Source organism: Pseudomonas sp. CFBP13508, assembly GCF_005233515.1.
Classification (GTDB): domain Bacteria; phylum Pseudomonadota; class Gammaproteobacteria; order Pseudomonadales; family Pseudomonadaceae; genus Aquipseudomonas; species Aquipseudomonas mercuritolerans.
Genome location: NZ_QFZZ01000017.1, coordinates 1 through 24,040 on the forward strand (window position 1 = coordinate 1; position 24,040 = coordinate 24,040).

General features: G+C 60.1%; 13 protein-coding genes, 2 rRNA genes and 1 pseudogene. 5 read left to right on the forward strand and 11 right to left on the reverse strand.

Annotated elements, in window-relative coordinates; translation table 11 throughout:
- Window positions 1–137 precede the first annotated feature (137 nt).
- Together rrf (PspCFBP13508_RS27080) and rrf (PspCFBP13508_RS27085) are read left to right on the forward strand one after the other, a co-directional pair.
- Window positions 138–253: ribosomal RNA gene (gene rrf, locus PspCFBP13508_RS27080) — 5S ribosomal RNA — on the forward strand.
- Window positions 254–358: 105 nt separating this feature from the next.
- Window positions 359–474: ribosomal RNA gene (gene rrf / locus PspCFBP13508_RS27085) — 5S ribosomal RNA — on the forward strand.
- Window positions 475–540: 66 nt separating this feature from the next.
- Here rrf (PspCFBP13508_RS27085) and PspCFBP13508_RS27090 read toward each other — a convergent pair.
- The 4 genes from PspCFBP13508_RS27090 to PspCFBP13508_RS27105 all read right to left on the reverse strand — a co-directional run bounded on the left by PspCFBP13508_RS27090 (window position 541) and on the right by PspCFBP13508_RS27105 (window position 5,887).
- Window positions 541–1,719 (reverse strand): PepSY domain-containing protein, encoded by a 1,179-nt coding sequence (locus tag PspCFBP13508_RS27090; RefSeq protein WP_137216262.1) that lies wholly within the window; start codon window positions 1,717–1,719, stop codon window positions 541–543.
- A gap of 75 nt (window positions 1,720–1,794) precedes the next feature.
- Window positions 1,795–4,299, reverse strand: a complete 2,505-nt coding sequence (locus PspCFBP13508_RS27095) for a TonB-dependent siderophore receptor (RefSeq protein ID WP_137216263.1) — start codon at window positions 4,297–4,299, stop codon at window positions 1,795–1,797.
- Between the two features lie 86 nt (window positions 4,300–4,385).
- Window positions 4,386–5,387 (reverse strand): FecR family protein, encoded by a 1,002-nt coding sequence (locus tag PspCFBP13508_RS27100; protein WP_137216264.1) that lies wholly within the window; start codon window positions 5,385–5,387, stop codon window positions 4,386–4,388.
- Window positions 5,387–5,887, reverse strand: a complete 501-nt coding sequence (locus tag PspCFBP13508_RS27105; protein ID WP_039764190.1) for a sigma-70 family RNA polymerase sigma factor — start codon at window positions 5,885–5,887, stop codon at window positions 5,387–5,389. Before PspCFBP13508_RS27105 ends, PspCFBP13508_RS27100 begins: the two co-directional genes overlap by 1 nt.
- 312 nt (window positions 5,888–6,199) lie before the next feature.
- Between PspCFBP13508_RS27105 and PspCFBP13508_RS27110 the strand changes: the two genes are divergently transcribed.
- Window positions 6,200–8,080, forward strand: a complete 1,881-nt coding sequence (locus PspCFBP13508_RS27110) for a methyl-accepting chemotaxis protein (protein WP_137216265.1) — start codon at window positions 6,200–6,202, stop codon at window positions 8,078–8,080.
- Window positions 8,081–8,207: 127 nt separating this feature from the next.
- Here PspCFBP13508_RS27110 and PspCFBP13508_RS27115 read toward each other — a convergent pair whose 3' ends face one another.
- From PspCFBP13508_RS27115 to PspCFBP13508_RS27135, 5 genes are all read right to left on the reverse strand, one after another.
- A complete protein-coding gene (locus PspCFBP13508_RS27115) occupies window positions 8,208–8,675 on the reverse strand; it encodes an SRPBCC family protein (protein WP_137216266.1) in 468 nt (155 codons plus the stop codon).
- Between the two features lie 22 nt (window positions 8,676–8,697).
- A complete protein-coding gene (locus PspCFBP13508_RS27120; protein ID WP_137216267.1) occupies window positions 8,698–12,090 on the reverse strand; it encodes a non-ribosomal peptide synthetase in 3,393 nt (1,130 codons plus the stop codon).
- Between the two features lie 10 nt (window positions 12,091–12,100).
- The gene (locus tag PspCFBP13508_RS27125; protein WP_137216268.1) at window positions 12,101–13,030 is read right to left on the reverse strand and encodes a diiron oxygenase; all 930 of its coding nucleotides are present in this window, start codon (window positions 13,028–13,030) and stop codon (window positions 12,101–12,103) included.
- The gene (locus tag PspCFBP13508_RS27130) at window positions 13,027–13,803 is read right to left on the reverse strand and encodes a DUF3050 domain-containing protein (protein ID WP_137216269.1); all 777 of its coding nucleotides are present in this window, start codon (window positions 13,801–13,803) and stop codon (window positions 13,027–13,029) included. The genes PspCFBP13508_RS27125 and PspCFBP13508_RS27130 overlap by 4 nt, the downstream gene beginning before the upstream one ends.
- Window positions 13,804–14,501: 698 nt before the next feature.
- The gene (locus PspCFBP13508_RS27135; RefSeq protein WP_137216270.1) at window positions 14,502–15,212 is read right to left on the reverse strand and encodes a GntR family transcriptional regulator; all 711 of its coding nucleotides are present in this window, start codon (window positions 15,210–15,212) and stop codon (window positions 14,502–14,504) included.
- Between the two features lie 196 nt (window positions 15,213–15,408).
- Between PspCFBP13508_RS27135 and lapG the strand changes: the two genes are divergently transcribed.
- Together lapG and lapD are read left to right on the forward strand one after the other, a co-directional pair.
- Complete coding sequence (gene lapG / locus PspCFBP13508_RS27140; RefSeq protein ID WP_137216271.1) at window positions 15,409–16,101, forward strand: cysteine protease LapG; 693 nt, start codon at window positions 15,409–15,411, stop codon at window positions 16,099–16,101.
- 14 nt (window positions 16,102–16,115) lie between these two features.
- Complete coding sequence (gene lapD, locus PspCFBP13508_RS27145) at window positions 16,116–18,062, forward strand: cyclic di-GMP receptor LapD (RefSeq protein ID WP_137216272.1); 1,947 nt, start codon at window positions 16,116–16,118, stop codon at window positions 18,060–18,062.
- A 209-nt stretch (window positions 18,063–18,271) separates the two neighbouring features.
- Here lapD and PspCFBP13508_RS27150 read toward each other — a convergent pair whose 3' ends face one another.
- Complete coding sequence (locus PspCFBP13508_RS27150) at window positions 18,272–18,610, reverse strand: hypothetical protein (protein ID WP_016772279.1); 339 nt, start codon at window positions 18,608–18,610, stop codon at window positions 18,272–18,274.
- A gap of 149 nt (window positions 18,611–18,759) precedes the next feature.
- Window positions 18,760–24,040 (reverse strand): annotated as a pseudogene (locus PspCFBP13508_RS27155) (LapA family giant adhesin); the annotation flags it as partial.

Sequence of the window (24,040 nt, forward strand, 5' to 3'; positions counted from 1 at the left end):
AATTTGCGCTTAAAAGCCAGATTGCGGTGTGTGAAGACGAAACGAACCGAAAGTTCGAAACGCACAAACACCGACAGCTGTCACATCCCCAATTTGCTGAAGCGAGGCCATCCGGTCACGAGTCAGTACCCGAATTTCTTGACGACCATAGAGCGTTGGAACCACCTGATCCCATCCCGAACTCAGCAGTGAAACGATGCATCGCCGATGGTAGTGTGGGGTTTCCCCATGTGAGAGTAGGTCATCGTCAAGATTAAATTCCGAAACCCCAATTGCGAAAGCAGTTGGGGTTTTGTTTTAGTAGAAGTTCCTGTTTTTGCTGGCGTGTTACCGTGTTGACGGGCCAGATAAAGAATTTCTTGACGACCATAGAACATTGGAACCACCTGATCCCATCCCGAACTCAGCAGTGAAACGATGTATCGCCGATGGTAGTGTGGGGTTTCCCCATGTGAGAGTAGGTCATCGTCAAGATTGAATTCCGAAACCCCTGTCTGCTAACGCAGACAGGGGTTTTGTCATTTAAGCGTGTACGAAAGATCAGGCCGTTCTGCGACTCTTGCTGCTGCGTCTTGCCTGCCACTTGCGCCACCAAATGTAAACGCCCGTCCCTGACAACCCCGCAATCAACACACCCAGTACCGCGATCATTACCTGCCCTGTCACCCCGATGATCCGTCCCCCATGTATGGGCAACTGGAGTCGATAGAACTGCTCTCCAAGCGTGCCCTGTCCCGCGATCTCCTGTCCCAATAATCGACCATCAGTACCGTGAAAGAACAACCAGGATTTACCGTGTGCGTCCGTATCGTGCTGTCCAAACCCTGCACCGTAGAAGTTGTACTCAAAGCTGTAATACAACTCGCCGATTGCCGCCGTCAGTCCTAATCGTTTCCCTTCCTGCAATGCCCTTTCGTACGCCTGTTGATAACTTAGCTGTGTCGTCCCTAGTTGATTGGCGGGCATTCGTCCTCTGGCTTCATAAACGCTCGGCTCGATGGACGAAAACAACGAAACTGCAGGCTTGAACACCTGGCTCGGCAAGTTCATCGCTACGCTGCTGACGGCGATCGGTAACAGCAGCAGCCACAACCACAATCCTCCGGCGCGATGCAGATCGAAGTTCAAGCGGTAGGCATGCCCGCCTTTGACCTTCCAAGCAGTCGCCCACTTCTTCCAGAAGGGCTTGCCGCGCGGCAAGGTCAGGAACAATGCGACAAAGCAGTCGATCACCCACGCGATCGCCACCAGGCCCATCAACAGCAATCCCCAGTTACCCGGTAATGTCAGGTTGTAGTGAAACTCCAGAATGAACGGGATGAAGTTCTCTCGTTGAAAACAGCATTCACCCCAGTAGCGCGCGCCTTTTTGCTCCGCGCTGATCGGGTCCAGATAGAACACCTGATTGCGCTCATCGAACGGCTGGCCCGTTGCTGGATCTTTACGAGGAACGGCCGCCAGCAGCGCCGTATGCCCCGTCTCATGGGGATACTCCATGTACCAGACTTGCAGTTTCGGATGTGCAGTCTGCACCGCATCTACCAACGCGCCCGGCGACAAGCGCTCACCCACTGACGTCGCCTCGTAGAACTGCGGATTCAGCCATTCATCGAGTTCGTGATTAAACGCCAGCACACTGCCGGTCAGCCCGGCCAACAATAAAAACGTCGCAGTGGCCAAGCCAATGTACCGATGCAACAAAACCAGAAACGCACGCATACAAAACACCCCGAAGAAACGACAAAGCCAGCCCCTGATAGCAGGGGCTGGCTTTTTTATGCACAGGACATAGCTTTAGAACTGATAGCTGACGGTCGCCGCTACGTTGCGTTCTTCGCCCATGTAGCAGAAGTTCAGACTGGCGCAGGACGCGACATAGGATTCATTGGTCAGGTTGTTCGCGTTGAGCCGTACATCCACACCTTTCAAGCCGACCTTGCCCAGGTCATAACCAATCGAGGCATCGAACAGCGTGTAAGACGGCACCTTCATCGTGTTCTCCGCATCGGCCCAGCTGTAGCCAACATAGCGCACCCCACCACCCAAGCGCAGGCCATCAAGTGCGGCGCTGTCGAACTTGTAGTCAGCCCACAGCGAGGCCATGTGGCGCGGCGCTTGAGTTGGCGAGTTGCCCTTGTTCTCGATTACATCAGTGGGCGTGCTCAAAGTACTGATCATCGATTTGGAATATTCGATATCAGTGAAGGTGTAACTGCCGAGTACTTTGAAGTTATCGGTCAGTTGCATATGCGCTTCCAGTTCCAGACCTTGCGAGCGTACGGCGCCGACCGCGCGATAGAAGTTCTCCTGCGGTAGTTTGGTCGCGAGGTTTTCCTGATCGATGCGAAACAGCGAGGCGGTAAACAGGTTGTCAGTGCCCGGCGGCTGATACTTCAAGCCGACTTCCCACTGCGTGCCATCGGTGGGGGCCAGTGGATTGCCGGCGCTGTCGGCATAGGAGTTCGGGTTAAACGACTCGGAGTAGCTGATGTATGGCGCCAGACCGTTATCAAACAGGTATAAAGCGCCGGCACGCCCAGTGAGTTTCGTGCGCCGATCATTGATCTCTGTACCCACCGGCCGCCCCGCTTCGGCGATGCGGTTTTCATCGGATGTCTCGACCCAGTCCTGACGCAGGCCCAGCGAGAAGCGCCATTTGTCCATCTCGATCAGGTCTTGCAGATACACACCGGTCTGCTCCAGACGACGCAGATAGCTGGTGTCGCCGTACATCTCGATCGCTGAGTTACCGTACACCGGATTGAACGCATTGATTGGCGCGAGGCCACCGCTGGTCCAGTCGACCACGGTTTTGCGCCGTTGATAATCCGCGCCCATCAGGACCGTGTGCTTGGTCGCGCCGGTGAAGAATTCGGCCTGCAGCATGTTGTCGACGATGAACGCATGCAGGCGCTCATCACCGCCGGTGTAATAGCGGTTCAGTTCATTGCTGGTCGGGGTGGTCCAGCCATAGGCGTAGACCTGATCCATGTTCACTTTGGAATCGAGATAGCGGAAGTTCTGCCGCGCGGTGAAGACATCGTTGAAGCGATGTTCGAACTGATAGCCGAACGACTGCTGGTCACGAGAGTAGCCGTCGATCCCCGGTTCGCCCTCGAAGAAGCGCGGCGAGATGCGCTCGCCATTGCGCTGATGGATCGTGCCGTCCGCCGGAACGCCGCCGTGGTAACCACCGTCCGGATCGTGTTGCAGATAGGCCTGCAGGGTCAGCGAGGTGTCTTCGCTGAAATCGATGCTCAGCGTCGGCGCGAGGGCGAAGCGTTTTTCCTTGTTGTGATCGAATTGCGTGTCGGACTGATCGCTCAATCCGGTCAGACGATAGGCAATGCGCTTGTCGTCATCGACCGGACCGCTGAAGTCAAACCCAACCCCACGCTGGCCTTGCGTCCCCACTGTGGCCTGCACCTGATGGTAGGCCTCATACAACGGCTTTTTGCTGGTCAGCGCGACCAGACCGCCGGGCGAGCTACGGCCGTACAGCACGGACGACGGGCCTTTGAGAATGTCCACACGCTCAAGGAAATACGGATCGACCTGCATGGTGCTGTAGGTGCCACTGTCACCCATCGACTTGAGGCCATCGAGGTAAATGTTGTCCACCGAGCCGTCGTTGAAACCGCGCATCGCCACGTAGTCGTAACGATGGGTGGCGCCGTACGGGTTGGTCAGCACGCCCGGGGTGTAGCGCATCGCTTGCGAGACGGTTTGCGAACCCTGGTCATCCATTTGCTCGCGTGTGACCACGGATACGCTTTGCGAGGTCTCCAGCAGCGCGGTACTGGTCTTGGTGGCGATCTGGCTGTGGGTGGCGTTGTAGCCGGCCATGCTGCCCAGCGCGTTGCCGAGGGCGAAACCTTTGATGTCGGTGGTCGGCAAGGCCAGTGCTTCGCTTTCAGCGACTGGGCGCAGGATGTAGCTGCCGCCGTCCTGGCTGACGGCTTCCAGTCCGGTACCGCCGAGCAAATGGCTCAAGGCCTGATCGGTCGAATATTCACCCTGCACGCCGGGAGATTGCTGACCTTGAGTCTGTTGCGGCGTCATCGCCAAGGTGATGCCGGCCTGCCGGGCGAACTGATTCAATGCCTCGCCCAATGGCCCTGCAGCAATGTTGTAGCGGTGGCTGATCTCGGTGCCGGCAGTGTTGGCGGCCAGACTCAGACTTGGTAATACGCTGACGCCCAGCGCGGAGGACAACAGTGCTGCCCGAACCGCATGGCGCAGCGGTGCCGATGGTGCAGTGAAATTCAGAGGGTTCTTACAAATGGCGCGGACAGTCATTGTGGATTTCCGTAGGCAGTCGCGGGGGCTGAGTTGAAGTGCTTACTGACTAAGCCGGACTGCCTGCGAAAACCCGCCAAAAATAATCACACCGCACGTTCCAGGGTCACCCACCAGCGGGTGCGATAACGCAATTGCACCGGCAGCGTCTGCGGCAGGACCGCCAGCAGCCTGTCGGTGTCCTCCAGACGGAACACCCCAGAAAGGCGCAGGTCAGCAATTGCCTCCGTACATCCCAGAAAACCGGGGCGATAACGCGCGACTTCAGCCAGGAAGTCACCCAGCCGCATATTGCGCGTGACAATCAAACCGTCGAGCCAGGCGCCCGCATCCATATCCGGCGTCGGCGCCGCGCGCAAACCGCTTTGATCGACCAGAAAACTCTGCCCGGCGAGCGCTTCAAGCGAATGACCGCCAGCCCTAACAACCACCCGGCCACGGGTAACGCTGAGCCGCGTGCACTGATCGTCCTGACGCAAAATGAAACGCGCATCGACCGGCGCATAACTGCCGTGGCGATTCTGTATGCGCAGCGGTCGATCGGTCGCCGCACCCTCGTCAGAGCCGCCGCAGGTAACGATGATCTCGCCACGGGTCAGTTTGATCAGGCGCTGCTGCGCGGTGTAATCCAGATCCACGGCGCTGGCGGTGTTGAGTTCGATGCGCGTGCCGTCGGGCAACTGGAAACCGCGCCGTTCGCCGGTCGCCGTCGCGTAGTCGGCACTCCATTGCTGCCAGGCGGCGCTGTCCTTGGCCAGCCACGCGGCGGAGCCCATCAACAGCGCGCCCGTCAACAACTTCAAGGCCTGGCGTCGGCCTAGCCCCTGCGCACTGTTTTCCAAGGTGTTGAAAGCGACCTGCGCACCCGGCACGGCGCGCAGACTGGAACTCAATTCGGCTTGCAGCGACTGCACCCGCTGCCAGGCGATTTCATGTTCATGATGCTCGGCGCGCCACTCCTCACATTGGCGAGTCAGCCGCGAATTGCCGTGGTTGTTGCGCAGCCGCAGCAGCCAGTGAATCGCTTGCTTGACCACGTGTTGGCGCGGTTCGACGCGGCGGGCGAGTGAGAGGTTATCCACAGGCATCAGTTTTCATACCGCAACACATAGCAGTGATACAGCGCATCGGCGACGTAGCGTTCCACTGAACGTACCGACACGCCCAACTGCTCGGCGATCTGTTTGTGAGTCAAACCTTCGCACTGCGCCAGGAGAAACGCCTGACGCACTTTCGGCTTAAGTCCTTCCAGCATGCGCGCAATGCTTTCCAGCAGTTCCAGCACCAACGCGCGCGATTCGGCGTCAGGTACTTCGCCTTCAGGCAAGTGAGCAATGGTTTCCAGATAGGCCCGCTCGATTTCCTCGCGGCGCCAATGGTCTATCACCAGACCGCGCGCGATGGTTCGCAAGAAAGCTCGGGGCGCTTTCAGTTCGAGGCGTTCGGTACGTTGCAGCAGGCGCAGGAAGGTGTCCTGAGCCAGATCCGCTGCATCCGCTGCGTTGCCCAGCCGCGCGCGCAGCCAAGCGTTGAGCCAGCCGTGATGACTACCGTAAAGCGCCTGTACGACCAACTCAGGTGAGGACATGACCACGCCAGCCCGAACGTCACAAATGATAATTAGTCGCATTGTCATCAAGGGTTACAGATTTTGCAACTGTCGCCCCCATGTTGATGCGAAAAATTCCCTCGCAGCCGCTCTGGCACGCCGTTCGGCGGGAATCCTGCACAAACCCGGTTCATTTCTCACGCGCCCCTAAGATTTCTCCGCCGCTGGCCGACAGACTGGTGAGAAATGCGTGCACCAAAGTAGAGCGGCCAGAAGAACGCTGCCTGCGCCGTACATGGAATGTTGCATCCGGAAACGCATCCCCACTCTTGGCATAAGAAGTCCCATGAAATGAATCTCAAGTTCAGCCATAAAATCCTCCTGGCCGCTTCGGGCGTCGTGGTCCTGGCGTTCGCGTTGTTCACGCTCTACAACGATTATCTGCAGCGAAACACCATTCGCCAGAACCTGCAGTCCTCCGTGCAACAGGCCGGTGACCTGACCGCCAGCAGCGTGCAGAACTGGATGAGCGGGCGCATTCTGGTGCTGGAAAACCTCGCGCAGAACGTGGCCCATCAAGGCAGGAATGCCGACTTGCCGGGTCTTGTCGATCAGCCGGCCTTCACGTCGAACTTCCAGTTCACTTATGTCGGGCAGGCCAACGGTGTGTTCACCCAGCGTCCCGATGCGAAGATGCCGGACGGTTACGATCCGCGTCAGCGCCCTTGGTACAAGCAGGCCGTGGCCGCCGATAAAACCATGCTGACGCCGCCGTACATGGCGGCCGTCGGTGGCCTGGTGGTGACCATCGCCATGCCGGTGAAAAAGGACGGTGAATTGCTCGGTGTGGTCGGCGGTGACCTGAGCCTGGAAACCCTGGTGAAGATCATCAACTCGGTGGACTTCGGTGGTCTCGGCCATGCATTTCTGGTCAGTGCCGACGGTCAGGTGATCGTCAGCCCGGACAAAGATCAGGTGATGAAAAACCTCAAGGACATCTACCCGAACACCAGCGTGCGCATCGAGAAGGGTAACCAGAACGTCGTGCTCAACGGTCAGGAACGTATTCTCTCGTTCACTCCGGTCAGCGATTTGCCGAATGCGCAGTGGTATATCGGTCTGTCGATCGATCGCGACAAGGCCTACGCCGCCCTCAGCCAATTCCGCACCTCGGCGCTGATCGCCATGTTTGTCGCAGTCGCGGCGATTGCGTTGCTGTTGAGCCTGTTGATCAACGTGTTGATGCGGCCGCTGACCACCATGGGCCGCGCGATGAAAGACATTGCCCAAGGCGAGGGCGATCTGACCCGGCGTCTGGTGGTCGAGAGCAGAGACGAGTTCGGTGAACTGGGCAGCGCGTTCAACCAGTTCGTTGAACGGATTCACGCATCGATTTCCGAAGTGTCGTCGGCGACCCGTCACGTACATGACCTGTCGCAACGGGTGATGGCTTCCTCCAACGCTTCGATCGTCGGTTCCGATGAGCAAAGTGCACGCACCAACAGCGTCGCGGCGGCGATCAATCAGCTGGGCGCCGCCACTCAGGAGATTGCGCGCAACGCCGCGGATGCTTCGCAGCACGCCAGTGGCGCTTCCGAGCAGGCCGATGATGGTCGTCAGGTGGTCGAGCAGACCATTCAGGCGATGACCGAGCTGTCGCAGAAGATCAGCCTGTCGTGCACGCAGATCGAAACCCTGAACGCGAGCACCGACAACATTGGCCACATTCTCGATGTGATCAAAGGCATCTCGCAGCAGACCAACCTGCTGGCGCTCAACGCTGCCATCGAGGCCGCGCGTGCCGGTGAAGCCGGGCGCGGTTTTGCCGTGGTCGCCGATGAGGTGCGCAACCTTGCGCATCGCACCCAGGAATCGGCGGAAGAGATCCACAAGATGATCACCTCGCTGCAGGTCGGCTCGCGCGAAGCGGTGAGCACGATGAACGCCAGCCAGGCGTCCAGCGAGCAGAGCGTGGAGGTGGCGAATCAGGCCGGTCTGCGTCTGGTCAGCGTGACCCAGCGCATCGGCGAAATCGACGGTATGAACCAGTCGGTGGCCGCTGCGACTGAGGAGCAGACGGCGGTGGTGGAAACGCTGAACGTCGACGTCAACCAGATCAACCTGTTGAACCAGCAGAGCGTGGCCAACCTCAACGAAACGTTGAAGGATTGTGATGCGTTGTCGCAGCAGGCGAACCGGTTGAAGCAGTTGGTCGACAGCTTCAAAATCTGATTTTTCAGATTGCAGACCGCGTTATCGTTCTTCGCGAGCAGGCTCGCTCCCACAGGGAAATGCATTCCAAATGTGGGAGCGAGCCTGCTCGCGAAAGCGGTCTGACGATCACCGCAAAGCCTAAGCCTTAGACAAACAGCTTCAGCACATTGCCCATCGCATCATCGGCAAACCCCTGCACGAAATCCCTGAACCCCGGCAATGCTCCATCCCCACCCGCAGCCGGTTCGGCAATGATCGTCCAGGTCACTCGCGACTTCCCTGCGCTCAGCGATTCCACTTGCATCGCCGCCCACAGATTCGCCACCCCCAACGTGTTGTAGATCGTCGTCCAGGTCATGCGCCGCGCCTGTTCATCGCGCGAGTTGAGTTGTTCGACCACGACGTTGCCGTCCTTGAAGATTTTCTTGCGCAGCGATGACACGCCCTCGCCGGTCATTTCGGTGTGCGACAGCGCTGGAATGAATCGATCGAAGCCAGCGAAATCGCCAACGACCGCCCAGACTTTTGCCGCGTCCGCCGGCACTTCCACCGACGACACAACGTGGCAGCCTTGCGGGTTTTTGATCAGGGTGTCGGGTTGCAGATTGCTCATGGTGTTGCTCCTTGTTGATGAGTCAGATGAAGTTGATTTCTTTCAGGTAGTCGCAGCCGCGACGCAGCAGCGCCGGGGATTTCTGTGGGTAGTGCGCGCCCATCTGCTGCACGCCGGCCTCGGCGTTGGCGTGACCGATAAGGGAGATGTCGCCGATGTCTTCTTCGAAGCCGTTGAGGTAGAAACCGAGCACGCCAAACAGCGCGTTGTCGGCGTCGACCCGACTCAATTGCTGCTGCCAGTCGGCGACGCTGACCAGCGCAAATTCGCTGCCGGTTTCGCGGAACGACGCGACGTAGGCATCCCAGCTCAGCGGCTCGGGATTGTGCAGATTGAACACCGCGCGATCCGCTGAATAACGGCTGGCATGAAAGGCGATGAAGCGGGCGAGAAAGTCCACCGGCATCAGGTCGAAATTCAGCGCAAACGCCGGCACCTGACCGAGCTGGATCGAGCCTTTTAGCATCAGCATCAAACGGTTTTTGTGCGGCTGGCAAACGCCGCTGAGGCTGTTGAAACTGATGTTGCCAGGGCGATAAAGATTGACCCGCACACCGCGCTCACGCGCCCGTTCGAGAATGCGTTCGCCGACCCATTTCGACAGGTTGTAGCCGTTGCGAATATAGATCGGCGGCGTCGCTGCGGCGGGCAGTTCCAGCACTCGGCCGGCGTCATCCACGGTGCTGGATGCCGACAGGGTCGAGACGAAGTTGAAGACCTTTTTGCGCTGCCCTTCGCACAGCTTCAGCAGGGCGAAGATCGGCTCGACGTTGTCCGCCGCCAGGGACTCGTAATCGAGTACGTGGTTGACGTTGGCGGCGTTGTGCACCAGCGCACCGAACTCGCGATCCAGGCGCTGATAATCCTCATCGCCCAGGCCCAGTTGCGGACGGCTGATATCAGCTGCGTAAACCCGCACACGGCTCAGGTCGAGGTGCTCCAGACGGTTTTCGCGCAGTGCCTGAGCGAAACGTTGCGCCGCCGTTTGCCCGGCGCCGTCGCGCACAAGACAGGCCACTTCGCTGGCGCCCCAACCGAGCAGCGCTTCGACGATGTGCACGCCGACAAAACTGTTGGCACCGGTGACGATGACCTTGTGCACATCGCCCCTGCGGCTGATCGGCAGCGGTTCGATATCCAGCGCGCGCTCGGCGTCGGCCATGGCCTGAGCGCTGAGCACGGCGCTGTCATCGGTGCCGCGCACCAGCGTCGCCAGTTTGCTGATCGTGGGCAGTTCGATGAAGCGATTGATCGAAATGCTTCGGCCGAATTCCTCACGCAAGCGCAGCAACATCCGCGACAGCAGAATCGAATGACCACCGAGATTGAAGAAGCTTTCGTCAGTGGAAATGTCGCTGGTAGGCAGTTCCAGCAGTTCGGCCCAGACCTCAAGAAGCAGCGCTTCGTCAGCATTGGCCGGCAGGCATTTCGCAGCGCTGTCCTGCACCGTCACCGGCAATGCCAACAGCGCCTTGCGATCGACTTTGCCGTTACTGGCGAATGGCATCTGCGCCAGTTCGGTCCACGCTCCCGGTTGCATGTAGTCCGGCAGAAACTGCCGGGCGTGAGCCTTCAATGCGTCGCGGGCAGTCTCGGTTTGTGGCTGGGCGAGAAACGCCAGAATGCGCCGCTGACTGTCGATGACAACGGCAATCTGCCGATACAAGCGGCTCTCGCGCAGGCAGCGTTCGATCTCTTCCGGCTCTACGCGGAAGCCACGGATTTTCACCTGATTGTCGCGCCGCCCGCACAGCTCGATACCGTGCTCGCCCCATTGGGCCATGTCGCCGCTGCGGTAGGCGCGCAGGGTTTCGCCGCCGGGCAATGACAGGCTCAGATAACGCTCGGCGGTCTGTTGCGGATTGTTCAGGTAACCGAGACAGACACCGGGGCCGACGATGAACAGCTCACCGACGGTTTGATCGGGCACCGGTTGCAGATCGTCGTCGAGAATCAGCACTCGACTGTTGGCGATCGGCCCTCCCAGCGTGCGGTTGCTGTCGCCCGGTTTGAGCTGGCGCGCAGTGATCAGCACGGTGGCTTCGGTCGGGCCATACAGGTTGTGCAGGGTGCCTTGGCGGGTCAGTTGCTCGATGACGTACGGCTCGCAGACATCACCGCCGGTCATCAACTGCACGCCCTCCAGTTGCTCCAGCGGCAGGATGCTCAACAGCGCCGGCGGCAGGAAGGCGTGGGTCAGTTGCCGCCTGCGAATCAGCGCAACCAGTTGCAAAGGATCGCGGCGCTGGGTGTCGTCGGGCACGACCAGTTCCGCCCCTGCGAGCAGGCTGGGGAAGATGTCGATCAGTGACGAATCGAAGCTTAGCGAAGAGAACTGCAACACCCGGCTTCCGGCGTGCAACTGCACGTAGTCGGCGTACCACGCGGTGAAGTGGGCGAGATTGGCCTGGCTGAGCAGCACGCCTTTCGGATGCCCGGTGGTGCCCGAGGTGTAGAGCGCCATGCACGGCGCATCAAGTTCGGGACGGTGCAGCATTAGCGGTCGATTGAAATCCGCGTCGGTCGCCTCGATGCCACTGACATTCAGCCCCGCTATCGTTTCGCTGAGCGCCTGCTGTCCATCGTGAAGCAACAGCACCGCGCCGGCGTTTTCCAGGATGTATTGCTGACGCGGCAATGGATGGCTCGGCTCCAGCGGCAAGTACACCGCGCCGCTGCCGAGAATCGCCAGAATCGAGGCGAACAGCGCCGGGCTTTTACCTTGGCAGACACCGACCACCCATGGCTGCGGATGTTGCTCGAGCAAGGGCAGCAGGCGCTGTTGAACCGCGCGGCTGTGGGCGTGCAGCTGCTCGTAGCTGATGGTCTTCCCGCCGACATGCAGCGCCGGTCGTTCGGCATGTTCGATCAGGCTTTGTCGCAGGCGCTCGATCAGCGGGATCTGCGCTTGTTGCAGCAGCGCCGGATTTGCCGTGTCGTTGAGACGGTGGACATACGCCAGTTTGTCGAGAAACAGCAGGTCTTCCAGCCGTTCGAAATCCGGCGCTTTGAGGGCCGGGGCATGGCGCAAATAATCGGCGTCGCGGGAAAAGCGGCTGACCAGCAACGCCACTTCGTCGACCACATGGGCGAGCGCTCGTTGGCGTAGCGACTGACCGTTGCCGGACGGCTCATCGCCGATCGGCACACGGCTGATCAGCGACGAGCCGAGAAAGCACAGCAAGTCGAGGGTCGGCAGGCCGCCATGCTCTTGCGCGGCGACACCCAGGCGCAGGTGCAGATGCGGGATGGCGCAGAAGTCGCCGGCAGCGATAAAGCCATCGTCGATGATCAGATCCACCGCCGCTTGAGTGGCGCCCCTGCGGGTCACAGCATGGCCATGCTGTTCGAGCTCCCGGGCCAGATCGGTCATGGCCTGGCTGGCGCCGGTGAGCAAAATGTCGAGACGTTTCATGTCGGCCTCCTCAAACCAGATAGTCGCGCAGGGCGTGCTGCACGCAAGGTGTGTCGAGCAGCGAGCTGTTGTGGAAAAACCTGACGATGTTGCCCACCAACGGGTGGTGGCGATTGATCGGGAAGGCCAGTCCAGCGATTTCCTCGCGCAGTGAATGCCGCGTGGTTTCGCTGACCGGCAGCGCATCGATCAGGCGCAAATCGAAGGACTTCTGGATGTCGTTGGTCAGGTAATGGCCGATGAACACCGGCAGGATCTGCGCGATGGTCTCGCGATCCGCGTCGCTGGCGGTGTGCCAATAGATGCGCACCATCCGCGCCCAGAAACTCGAGTGGCGACCCTCGTCGAGCAAGTGGTCGGCCATCAGGCCTTTGATTGACGGCTTGACCGAATCGTCGCGGGCGAACGCCGCGACATCACCGGTCACGGTGTTTTCGGCGATCGCCACGCAGATCAATTCCACCGCGCTGCGCAGGTGTTTCGGCGCCAGCGCAACAGCGGCGGGAATTGCCCGGCTCAGTTCGATTTCATCGGGCAATTGGATCGGCTCGATACCGGTCAGCGCGACCGTTTGCTGCATGAAATCCATCGCCACCAGCGCGTGGTAATCCTCATCGACCACCACGGTCATTGCGTCGTAGCGACAGGCGAACGGGAACGCCACGGCAAAGCGATTCTTGGCGATGCTGCGGGCGGTCTTGTCGACGATTTCGGTCTCGAAAATCACTACGTCGTTGATGAATTTGTACAACGTCTGCACCAGGGCGAAATCACGTTGCTCCGGGCATTCACGCAGGAAGGTTTCGCTGAGTACCAGCGGCTGGCGGCTGAGCGGGTAGATCAGGCGCTGATCGTCTTCCAGCCGCCGCCGGGGACGGGTGCGAATGGTCGCGCGGCTTTCCCAGGCGTCGGCGAAGGATTGATAGTCGGCAGCGTTCATTGGGCCACCTCGGCAACTTCCACGCCCATGCTCAGGCGCAGCCCGTCCCACAAGGCGATGCGGCTTTCCACGGCGGCGATGGCGCTGGCATAAACCTCGGCTTCGCGCTGCGGATCGCCGTCGACCAGACGCTCCAGCAACTGCTCGGCGGCGGGGCCGTGATCTTCGGAATCGACTTCGATATGCCGTTGCAGGTAGTAACGGAAGGTTGGTGCCTGTTCGATGCCGATGCCCCAGTCATCGAGAATGCGCTGGAACATCGTCGGGATGACGCTCTCGCGACCGTGCAGGAACGCGGCGGCAACGCTGTGTCCCGGCGCTTCCAGGGCGACGCGCAAGGTATCGCGGACAAACTCCGCGGCCGCCGGGTCGACGTCGACGCTCTGCAACGCGACGTCATAACTCACGCCTTCCTGCTGCAGGGCGACAAAGCGCTCTACCGCCGTAGTGCTCGCGCCGATCTCGCGCATCGCATCCAGATACAACTCGAAGTGGCTGTAATGGCCGGCATCGAGGCGATCGTCCGATTCCTCGCCCAGCACAATCTCGTTGATCAACCGCGCCGCGTGGGGATCGCGCGGCGGCAACCAGGGTAAACGCGTGCAGGTCAGTTCCTGTTGCAGGCGCTTGGTCAGCGACATGAAGTCCCATACGGCAAATACATGGGTTTCCATGAAACGGCGTAATACCGATAACGAAGTAATCTCGGAAAAGATCGGGTGAATACTCAGTTCGGCTTTCTTCTGGGCGAGTTGCTGCTTAGTGGGCATCATGATGTCCTTTATCATTGATATGAAATGCACAGTTCTTTCAGTTGCTGTAAGCGGTTGAGCAAGTTGTATGGAAAGTTATCCGGGCAAAGCCTTGCTTGCGATGTGGCATCGTTGCGGCGCCACGGTTGCTGCGTTTGGTACGTGAGGTATGCCGCGCTGAACAGCGAAGTTCAAACCTGGCGAGAGAAAGCTAATACAGGCCAAAAGCATTTAACAAGTTTATTTTCAATTATTTCGGGTTGGCTTTTTTTCAAGTATGAGAGTTGCCGATAAAACTATTAAGCTGAGTTTTATTTGGGCGTAGTTACTCCTTTCGGCTAATAACGGCCAAAATTGAAAACAAGAGTGAATGCCTCACTCGAAGCAACTTTTTAACTAAGGAGATTGGTTGAATTCATAGGGGCGAAAGTTGGCCTGGACCGGCGCCATGACTTCCTGTTTCCCGTGACAAGGCTCCTTCCATAGGTTCCTGTTGCGGGGACTGTGCCGTCAGGGCGGCGCGTCCCCGTTCTATAGGGTTGGCGCTGGAAGAGTGCGGGTAAATTGCCGTCACGGCTATTACCGATTGGTCATTGACCCAGAGGAAAACTGCGGCGATCAGGACGGGACAGGCTGCCGCGCGCACGCCGATCCGCTGCCAGGGCTGGCAGCAGAGCGGTCGCGAAGATTTGTAAGGGGATTATTCGACGTGCGAGATATCAGCGCGCGGTGTGGCGCTTCTGTGCCGCGGGAGTCGCGAGGTAGCGGGTGATGACCTCGACGCCACGGTTGAGGTGCTGCTCCAGCATTTCGAGTGAGCGCGGGATGTCTCGCTCGATCACGGCCTGAAGCATGGCGCGATGGTCGTCCTGAGACAGCTTGCCCAGGCCCATGGCTTCCAGATTGAACCGCAGAAAACGTTCTTCTTCGTTCAGGCCGTCCTCCACCAGGCGCAGCAGTCGCTGGTTGGGCGCCTTGCTGTACAGAGCCATGTGGAACAGGCGGTTGAGGCGGCCAATCTCGTTGTAGTCGTGCTGCGCTTCCAGCTCATCGATGTAGCCGGCGGCGAGTTGATGCTCGGCCTCAGTCAGCAACGGAATGGACTGCCGCATTGCCTCGGATTCGAGCAGAATGCGCAACTCGTAGGTTTCAGCGGCATCGCCCTGGATCAGTGGAGCAACCACGGCGCCTTTGTGCGTGGTGACGCTGAGCAACTCCTGCGCTTCGAGCTGGCGCAAGGCTTCGCGTACCGGCATGCGGCTGACCCCGAACAGATCGGCCAGATCCTGCTGGCGCAGCGCAGTGCCACACGGCAGGCGGCCATCGAGAATGGCCGAGCGCAGGGTTTCTTCAATCACCGACCGGGCCAGATGCGCAGGAATCGGTCCTTCGACTTTGATGCTGTGCAGCGGTTTGGGCTTCTGAGTCACGACAACACACCCTGTAGGTCGTAATATTTGGATCCAAATGACACTAGTGATTGCTCTACAGGTTGTCAAACCTTGTAAAACAAAGCGCTGCAATCTCAAGTCTAGCGTGTCTTCGATGATCTCACGGTGCCATTGTTTTTTGCCGGGCTAAGCTTCACCATCAAACGCTTCCTTTCTGTCCTTCTGGAAACCTGCAGTGGCGGTACGTTTCGCGATCCCTCGGACCTTGCGCTGGCTTGGCTGCGCATTGCTGCTGGCCGGCGTCATGCTGGGCGGTCTGCACGCCGATTGGGATTTTTCCGCGATCAGCCGCAAGGCCACGGCTCTTTATGGGCCGCTGGGCGCCGGGCAGCAGCGCATCGACGCCTGGCAGAATCTGCTGGCGACGCAGAAGCAGGCCAGTGAGATGGACAAGCTCAAAGTGGTGAACCTGTTTTTCAACAAGCAGGTGCGTTACGTCGAAGACATCGATCTGTGGCGCGAAGTGGATTATTGGGAAACCCCGATCGAAGCGCTGTGGAAGGGCGCCGGCGACTGCGAAGACTACGCCATCGCCAAGTATTTCAGCCTGCGCCATCTCGGCGTTTCCAGTGACAAGCTGCGCATCACCTACGTCAAGGCGCTGCGCCAGAACCGCGCGCACATGGTGTTGACGTACTATGCGACCCCTGACGCCATGCCGCTGGTGCTCGACAGCCTGATCGATCCGATCCAGCCGGCGTCGCAGCGGACCGATTTGCTGCCGGTCTACTCTTTCAATGCCGAAGGCCTGTATTTGCCCGGCCCCAAGGGCAATAAAAAGGTCGGCGACACCAAACGCCTGTCGCGCTGGCAGGATGTGCTGAAAAAAATGCAGGCCGAAGGTTTCCCGGTCGAGACGACTAACTAGGAGCACGCGCTCAGATGTCTTTGTTCAAACAGCTGTTGATCGCTATCTGTCTGTTCCTGGTCGTGGCCTTCACCGGCAGCTTCATGGTCAGCCTGGAGAGCTCGCGCACCCAGTACGTCAACCAGTTGCGTTCCCACGCGCAGGACGCCGCCACCGCGCTGGCATTGTCGCTGACGCCGAATATCGACGACCCGGCGATGGTCGAGCTGCTGGTCAGTTCGATTTTCGACAGCGGTTATTACGCGAGCATCCGCGTGGTCGACGTGAAGACCGAGCAGACCATCGTCGAGCGCAGCGGTACCCCGGCGGTGAGCAATGTGCCGGACTGGTTCGTCAGACTGATCGGCCTCGAACCAGCGGGTGGCGATGCGCTGGTCAGCCGTGGCTGGGAGCAGGCGGCGCGGGTCGAGGTGGTCAGCCATCCAATGTTCGCCGTGGCCAAGCTATGGCAGAGCGCACTGGGCAGCCTTGGCTGGTTGCTGATCTGCGGCGCACTGAGCGCGGTGCTCGGCGCGCTGTTGCTGCGTCGGCAGTTGAAGCCGCTCGATTACATGGTCCAGCAGTCCCATGCGATTGCCCGCCGCGAGTTTCTCAGCCTGCCGGATCTGCCGCGCACGCCTGAATTGCGTCGCGTGGTGCAGGCAATGAATCAGATGGTCGAGAAGCTCAAGACGCTGTTCCAGGAGCAGGCCGAGCGCAGTGAAAAACTGCGTACCGAGTCCTATCAGGACAACCTCACCGGCCTGGCCAACCGCCGCTATTTCGAGATGCAGTTGAACAACCGCGTGAGCAATCCGGAACAGGCCAGTTCCGGTTACCTGCTGCTGTTGCGGGTCAAGGACCTGGCCGGACTCAACCAGCGTCTCGGCGGCCAGCGCACCGACCAGTTGCTCAAGGCCGTCGGCGAGCAACTGACCCGCGAGTGCGCCAGATATCCACAAACCCAGGATCTGGTGACGCGCATTCGCGGCGGTGAATTTGCCGTGCTGGCGCCGGGGCTGGTGCGTGAGGAAGCGTTGCAGTTGGCGCAGAATCTCGACAATGCCTTGAGCAGCCTGCATGCCACCGGCGCGACCGATGTGCCGACGGTGGCTTCGATCGGGCTGGCGCCGTTCGCTCACGGTGACTCGCCGCAAGCGGTGCTGACACTGGGCGATCAGGCACTTGCGCAGGCAGAAGGCCAAGGCGAGCAGAACTGGGCGTGCATCGATCAGAGTCTGGTGGCGGAGGTCGGTGACGACCATCACGCTTGGCATCGACTGCTGGATCAGGCTTTGAGTCAGCAGCGTTTCGAGTTGTATTTCCAACCGGTGGTCGCCGCGCAGGACACGCAACTTGTGCTGCATTACAAGGTCCTGTCGCGCTTGCTCGACGAGCAGGGCCAGACCATTCCCGCCGGGCGTTTCCTGCCGTGGCTGGAGCGCTTCGGCTGGACCGCGCGGCTTGACCGGCTGATGCTCGAACGCGTGCTCGAGCAGATGAAAGGGCACGAGGATTCGCTGGCGCTGAACCTGTCCTCGGCAACGCTGGCCGATCCGCAGGCGTTGAACAAAGTCTTCGAAATTCTGCGCGCGCATTCCAATCTTGGCGCGCGGCTGACTCTGGAAATCGGTGAGGAGCAATTGCCTGAACAGGCATTGCTGGAGCAGTTGACCCGACGCCTGCGCGAGCTCGGTTTCTCGCTGAGCCTGCAGCGCTTCGGCGGGCGCTTCAGCATGATCGGCAACCTGGCGCGGCTGGGCCTGGCGTACTTGAAGATCGATGGCAGCTACATTCGCGCGATCGATCAGGAGAGCGACAAGCGTCTGTTCATCGAAGCGATCCAGCGCGCGGCGCACAGCATCGATTTGCCGCTGATTGCCGAACGGGTCGAGACTGAAGGGGAGCTGTCAGTGATTCGGGAGATGGGCTTGTATGGCGTGCAGGGGCAGTTGCTCGGTGAGCCGAAGCCTTGGGGGTGAGCCAAGAAGCGCCCTCACCCTAACCCTCTCCCAGAGGGAGAGGGGACTGGCCGTGGGATATTTACGAGATACGCCGACGTGCAAGAGCTCCACTGAATCCTAAATCGACTCGATCTCTCAGGTCGATGGATAGCGCAAGACACCTCGATCGGCCCCCTCTCCCTCCGGGAGAGGGCTGGGGTGAGGGTAAGCTTTGGATCCTGGGAGGATCAGATCAACCCGCCCTCATCCTCATCGATCAACTGGCTCAACCCGCCCAGCGCTTCACGCGCCTGGGTGCGGTCCATCAGTTTGGCCTGGGCCGCCGCTGGCAGGTCGGTGACGCGGATCACGCCCTTCTGGGTCAGCACCTGAATCAGGTCGTCGAGTACCCGAATCATTTCAAAGTCGCTCTGCTTGAGCTGTTTGAGGCTGTTTTCCACGGCTTCGTTGGCGTACCACGCCTGAATTTCATGGTTATCGGCGGGCAGCGTTTCCGTGGCTTCGGCGTACGCCGCAGCTTCCACGCGAATCAACTGGCCTTGCGCATCGCGTTGCACGTAAAACATTGAGCATCCCTCACAAATGAACAGCGTCATGCTGTCAGCAGCATAGCCAACTGCGCGCCAGTATGCGGGGCGACGATCAAATCGTCACCGCTGCATTGCCCGCAAACGCGACGGCCGCCCCACAGGAGGCGGCCGTCGTTGTTTCAGCCTCAGCTGTTGTTGTGATCGACCTTGATGGTCGGGTCGCTGCCGGCAATCAGGTTGTGCAGATTGGCGCTCGCCCAGTTGTTGCCTTCCAGTTTTATCGTCACGTCCGGCGTGGCCGCAGCGGTATCGCCCGAGTTGAATTTGCCCGCCGAGCTGACTTGCAGCGACGACGTGCCATCCACTGTGGTGATTTTCAGGAAGTTGTCGATCGTGCTGCCGGTCTCGCCCTGCAACAGGTCGCGCAGGTCGATGCGGTCGCCTTCGCTGGCTTTGAAATCCTTGATCACGTCGTTACCGGTGTCGCCCGATTTCCAGACGAAGGTGTCGCCACCGGAACCGCCAATCAGGATGTCATTGCCCTGACCGCCGATCAGCGTGTCGTTGCCGGTGCCGCCGAGCAGGATGTCATTGCCTTTGCCGCCGTCGAGCAGATCGGTGCCGCCCGAGCCGAACAGGATGTCATTGCCTGCGCCACCGAGCAGCGTGTCGTTGCCATCGTGCGCGCCGGACACATCGAACGCCTGATAGTGCTCGGTGATGTACTGGTGCACATTGCTGGTGGTGACTTTGCTGACATCAACGCCGGTTTCCTTGGCGACGAACGCCTGCATCGCCTGGTAACCCTCGCCGGCAATGCCGTTGAAGCTGACCAGATCGCCGAAAAGGATGTCGTTGCCTTCGCCACCATTGACGGTGTCGTTACCCGGCATCGTCGCTTCGGTATGGCCGATGATCGAGTTGGCCAGGTCCTTCGGATCGATGTTGGTTTGCGGCGTTTTGTCCGAGTCGTACGGCTTGAGGTCGTTGAGGCTGACGTCGTTGTTCAGACCAATGGCTTCGACGCTCGACAACCCGCTCAACAAGGCAAAGCCGCTGGTCGAGTTGCTGGTCGTCGACGAGTTGGTGCTGTTGCCGGTACCCGCGAGGTTCGACAATTCATAAGTGCCGTCGCCCTGCGCGTGAATCGTGCCCAGGGTTTCACTGCTCCAGCCCCACCACGAGTTGTAGGTTTGCAGCACAACGCTGCCGGCACTGTTGATGGTCAGGTAGTGCGAGTTGTCGATGTAGGTGCTGAACGTGTCGCCCTGCTTGTAGTTGCTGGTGTTCACCACGCTGTCGAGTTTCACGTTGCCATACAGCGTCGGGTTGGTCTGCTCGCCGGTCTGGTAGTAAGTCGGCTGGCCGTCGGTGATGAAGTACGTGAGGTTCTTCGCCCCGGTGTTGGCCACTGCGTCGGCACTCTGGAACCAGTTGGCCGTGGTCTTGAACACGTCCTCGTAGTTGGTACCGCCACCGGATGCCATCGAGTTCAGCACTGCTTTGAGCAATGTCAGCGCATTCGGGTCGTTGAGATTCACCGACACCGACTTGTTGACCTGGGTATCGAAGTCCACCAGGAAGATGTTCACCGTGCCCGAGTTGCTGCCGCCCAAGCTTTGCTTGAGGCTGTTGAACACCGAGGTCAGCGAGTCTTTCGCGGCGTTCAGCGACGAAGTGCTCATGCTGCCCGAGCTGTCGACCATGAACGCGATGTTGTAGTTGGTGCCCGGCACCACGGTCAGGCCGCCGATGTCAGCGACGATGATGTCGTTGGCGTCGGTGCCGGTGACGTTGTCATCACCCGAGGTGGCGGTGACCGCGTTGTACACCGCAGGCACTACCGTGACCGGAATGGTCGCGGTGCTGCTTGCCGAGCCGCCGACCTGTTCGGTGGACGTCGAAGTCAAGGTCAGGTTGAACTGGCCGTTATAGTAGGTCGGTGGGGTCACGGTCAGAGAGCCGAGGTTCCAGCCGGTGACGTTGGCTTCGCCATTGCTCGCGGTAACGGTGAAGGTATGACCCGCGCCATCACTGAGCACCGAACCGACCGGTGCGCCGCTGATCTTCACGCTCAGGGTTTCCGAGCCGTCGGTGTCGGTCAGCGCGGTGCTGATCGCCGACAGTTTCACTGTGGTGCCTTCGGCGCCGGTGTTGAGCTTGTAGCCGTCGTAATAACCTTCGCCGTTGGTGCCGTGCAGATCGGAGACGGTCACGCCCGAGTTGATCAGGTCCTGCACGCCGGTGTAGATCGGCACGCCGGCGTTGCTCAGATCGATTGGCGTGCTGCCGTTGACCGACAAATTGACGTCGTAACTGCCCGGCCCGCTCTGGTTGTGGTGGTAGATGTCGAGGGTGTAGTAACCGCTGGTGGTCGGGGTGAACGAACCATTGATCGCACCGCCCGCGCCCCAGGTTCCGGAAGCCACACTCTTGCCGCCAATGGTGATCAGCAGGCTGTCATCGGCGATGCCGCTGAAGCTGTAGGTCTTGCCGGCTTCCAGATAGATCAGGCCAGAGGTCTTCGATGCTGTACCGGCGGCGACGCTGCCGTCAGACTGCACGTTGGTGACGTTGGTGCTGGAGTTCGGTTTGCCGGCCGCGTCGATGACATTTTTCAGGGTGGTCGAGTTCGCGCCGCTGCCGTCAGTGCCCAGGCCCGACAGACCGGTCCAGACTTCCTTGATCAGGCCGGTGGATTTCACGCTGTTGTCGGCCACGGCCACGGTCGGCGCATCCGCCACTGGCGTGATGTCAATCTTGATCGTGCCGGTGCTGCCCAGCGCCTGGCCATCGGTAGGCTGGAACTTGATCTGCGCGTAGTCCGCCTGATTGTTGCCCAGACTGGTGCCGCCGTAACCATTGGTGCCCGACTCGTTGGCATCCGGCAGGAAACGCAGCTTGCCGGCATCGATGTCGGCCTTGCTGAAGGTCTGGTTGTTGGCGACATCCTTCCAGGTCGAGCCGTCCAGATACTGCAGTTTGCCCTCGCCCGGCAGCTGCGTGATCTTGATACCGAGGCTGCTCGCCGGGCTGTCGACATCGCTGACGCCGAAGGTCGACCAGCCGAGTATCAGCGGCGTGTCTTCGGTGCCGGTGACATTGCTCGGCGCAGCAACCGGTGCATCGTTGACCGCCACCACGTTGACCGTGGTGGTCGCGGTGTTCGAGTAGTTGCCGCCATCGGTCACCGTCACGGTGATGACGCGCGGCACGGTGCTCGGGTTTTCGCTGCTGTTGGTGAAGCTGATGTTCTTGATGGCCTGCATGTAGTCGGCCAGGGTCGCGTTACCCGAAAGGGTCAGGGTCACCGTGCCGTTGGTGCTGTTGGCATTGATGGTGATGCCGTTGACGCTGTTGCCCAGATTCAGCGCATCGCCGTCCTGACGGTTGGTCAGCACCACGGTGGCGCCGGTCAGCATGGTGCTGTCCGGGTCGGTGATGCTGATGTCGGTGTCAGCGATCGACACGCCGGCGCCCGGGGTGTTCTCGGTGAACGTCACTTTGTAATCGGCACCGGTCGCGCCGCTGGAGTTGTTGGCGTCCAGATCGAGCACCGGTGGTGCATCGTTGTCGATGATCGAGGTGCTGACGCTGCCATTGGTGCTGCTGACCGCGAGGTTCTCGAAGTTGCCGCCGGTAGCCGAATCGATCTTGACCACGAAGTTCTCGGTGCCTTCGGTGATCTTGTCATCGAGGGTGGCGACGTTGAACTGCGCGCTGCTGGCGCCCGCCGGGATCTTCACGGTGTACACACCGGTGAAGTCCGAACCGTCGGCAGCAGTGCCGCTGTAGACGATTTTCAGGGTCACTTCGGTCTGCGCCGGGTGATTGAGGCTGACGGTGTAGTTGGCGGTCTGGCCTTCGGTCACCGAGCTGCTGCCAGTGATGCTGACGGTGGTGGTGTCGACGGTGTCGGTGACGCTGGTCACCGCTGGCGTGGTGCTCGGTACCAGTTTTTCGAAGTTGCCACCGGTGGCGCTGCTGATGGTCGCCTGCACGGTGCCGGCATCTTTGTAGACGTCGTCAGCTGGCGCTGGAACGTTCACGGTGCCGGTGGTTTCGCCAGCCTTGATGGTGATCACGGCGCCGTTCGACAAGGTCACGGTCACTGGTGAGCCAGCGGCGTTGGTCAGTGTAGCGGTGTAAGTGATCTGGCCACCTTCAGCCACGGAACCGGTCGCGCTCAGCGACAGGTTGGTGGTGTCGACGGTGTCGGTCACGGTGGTGCTGACCGGGGTCTTGTCGGCGACGAGATTCTCGAAATTGCCGCCGCTGACGTTGGTGATCGAGTTGGTCAGCGGAGCGTTGCCGGTCAGCGCATCGTTCGGTGCGACGGCGGTTACGGTGCCGGTGGTCTGGCCGACCGCGATGGTGATGTTCTGGCCGTTGGCCAACGTCACGACAACTGGCGAACCGGTGACGGGTGCGCCGACGGTTGCGGTGTAGACGACATTGCCGCCTTCGGCCGCTGTGGCGTTTGCACTCAGTTTTACGGTGGTGGTGTCGATGGTGTCGGTGACGCTGGTCACTGCTGGCGTGGTGCTCGGTACCAGGTTTTCGAAGTTGCCACCGGTCGCGGTTTTGATCGTGGCCTGCACGGAACCGGAGTCTTTGTAGACGTCGTCGGAAGGTGCCGGAACGGTTGCGGTGCCGGTGGTTTCGCCTGCTTTGATGGTGATCACGGCGCCGTTCGACAAGGTCACGGTCACTGGTGAGCCAGCAGCATTGGTCAGGGTCGCGGTGTAAATGATCTGACCACCTTCGGCCACGGAACCGGTCGCGCTGAGCGACAGGTTGGTGGTGTCGACGGTGTCGGTCACGGTGGTGCTGACCGGGCTCTTGTCGGCGACGAGATTCTCGAAATTGCCGCCGGTTACGCCAGTGATCGAGTTGGTGATCGGCGCGTTGCCGGTCAGCGCATCGTTCGGTGCGACGGCGGTTACGGTGCCGGTGGTCTGGCCGACCGCGATGGTGATGGTCTGGCCGTTGGCCAGGGTCACGACCACAGGCGAACCGGTAACTGGCGCACCAACGGTGGCGGTGTAAGTCACAGTGCCGCCTTCAGCCACCGACGTATCAGCTGTCAGTTTGACGGTCGAAGTATCGATGGTGTCAGTGACCTGAGTGACCGCTGGCGTGGTGCTCGGCACGAGATTTTCGAAGTTGCCACCGGTAGCGCTGGTGATCGTCGCCTGGACGGAACCGGCATCTTTGTAGACGTCGTCGGACGGTGCAGGAACAGTTGCGGTGCCGGTGGTTTCGCCTGTTTTGATGGTGATCACGGCGCCGTTCGACAAGGTCACGGTCACTGGCGAGCCAGCAGCGTTGGTCAATGTCGCGGTGTAGGTGATCTGGCCGCCTTCGGCAACAGAGTTGGTGGCGCTGAGCGACAGATTTGTCGTGTCGGTAACGTCGGTGACAGAAGTCGAAACTGGAGTTTTGTCGGCCACCAGATCTTCGAAG

What these genes read in the sequence shown, in the direction of transcription:
- PspCFBP13508_RS27150 (WP_016772279.1), bottom strand. Translation starts at nt 18,610, where the DNA reads ATGTTTTACGTGCAACGCGATGCGCAAGGCCAGTTGATTCGCGTGGAA.
- PspCFBP13508_RS27115 (WP_137216266.1), bottom strand. Translation starts at nt 8,675, where the DNA reads ATGAGCAATCTGCAACCCGACACCCTGATCAAAAACCCGCAAGGCTGC.
- PspCFBP13508_RS27130 (WP_137216269.1), bottom strand. Translation starts at nt 13,803, where the DNA reads ATGATGCCCACTAAGCAGCAACTCGCCCAGAAGAAAGCCGAACTGAGT.
- lapD (WP_137216272.1), top strand. Translation starts at nt 16,116, where the DNA reads ATGTCTTTGTTCAAACAGCTGTTGATCGCTATCTGTCTGTTCCTGGTC.
- PspCFBP13508_RS27100 (WP_137216264.1), bottom strand. Translation starts at nt 5,387, where the DNA reads ATGCCTGTGGATAACCTCTCACTCGCCCGCCGCGTCGAACCGCGCCAA.
- PspCFBP13508_RS27090 (WP_137216262.1), bottom strand. Translation starts at nt 1,719, where the DNA reads ATGCGTGCGTTTCTGGTTTTGTTGCATCGGTACATTGGCTTGGCCACT.
- PspCFBP13508_RS27105 (WP_039764190.1), bottom strand. Translation starts at nt 5,887, where the DNA reads ATGTCCTCACCTGAGTTGGTCGTACAGGCGCTTTACGGTAGTCATCAC.
- PspCFBP13508_RS27095 (WP_137216263.1), bottom strand. Translation starts at nt 4,299, where the DNA reads ATGACTGTCCGCGCCATTTGTAAGAACCCTCTGAATTTCACTGCACCA.
- PspCFBP13508_RS27110 (WP_137216265.1), top strand. Translation starts at nt 6,200, where the DNA reads ATGAATCTCAAGTTCAGCCATAAAATCCTCCTGGCCGCTTCGGGCGTC.
- PspCFBP13508_RS27125 (WP_137216268.1), bottom strand. Translation starts at nt 13,030, where the DNA reads ATGAACGCTGCCGACTATCAATCCTTCGCCGACGCCTGGGAAAGCCGC.
- PspCFBP13508_RS27120 (WP_137216267.1), bottom strand. Translation starts at nt 12,090, where the DNA reads ATGAAACGTCTCGACATTTTGCTCACCGGCGCCAGCCAGGCCATGACC.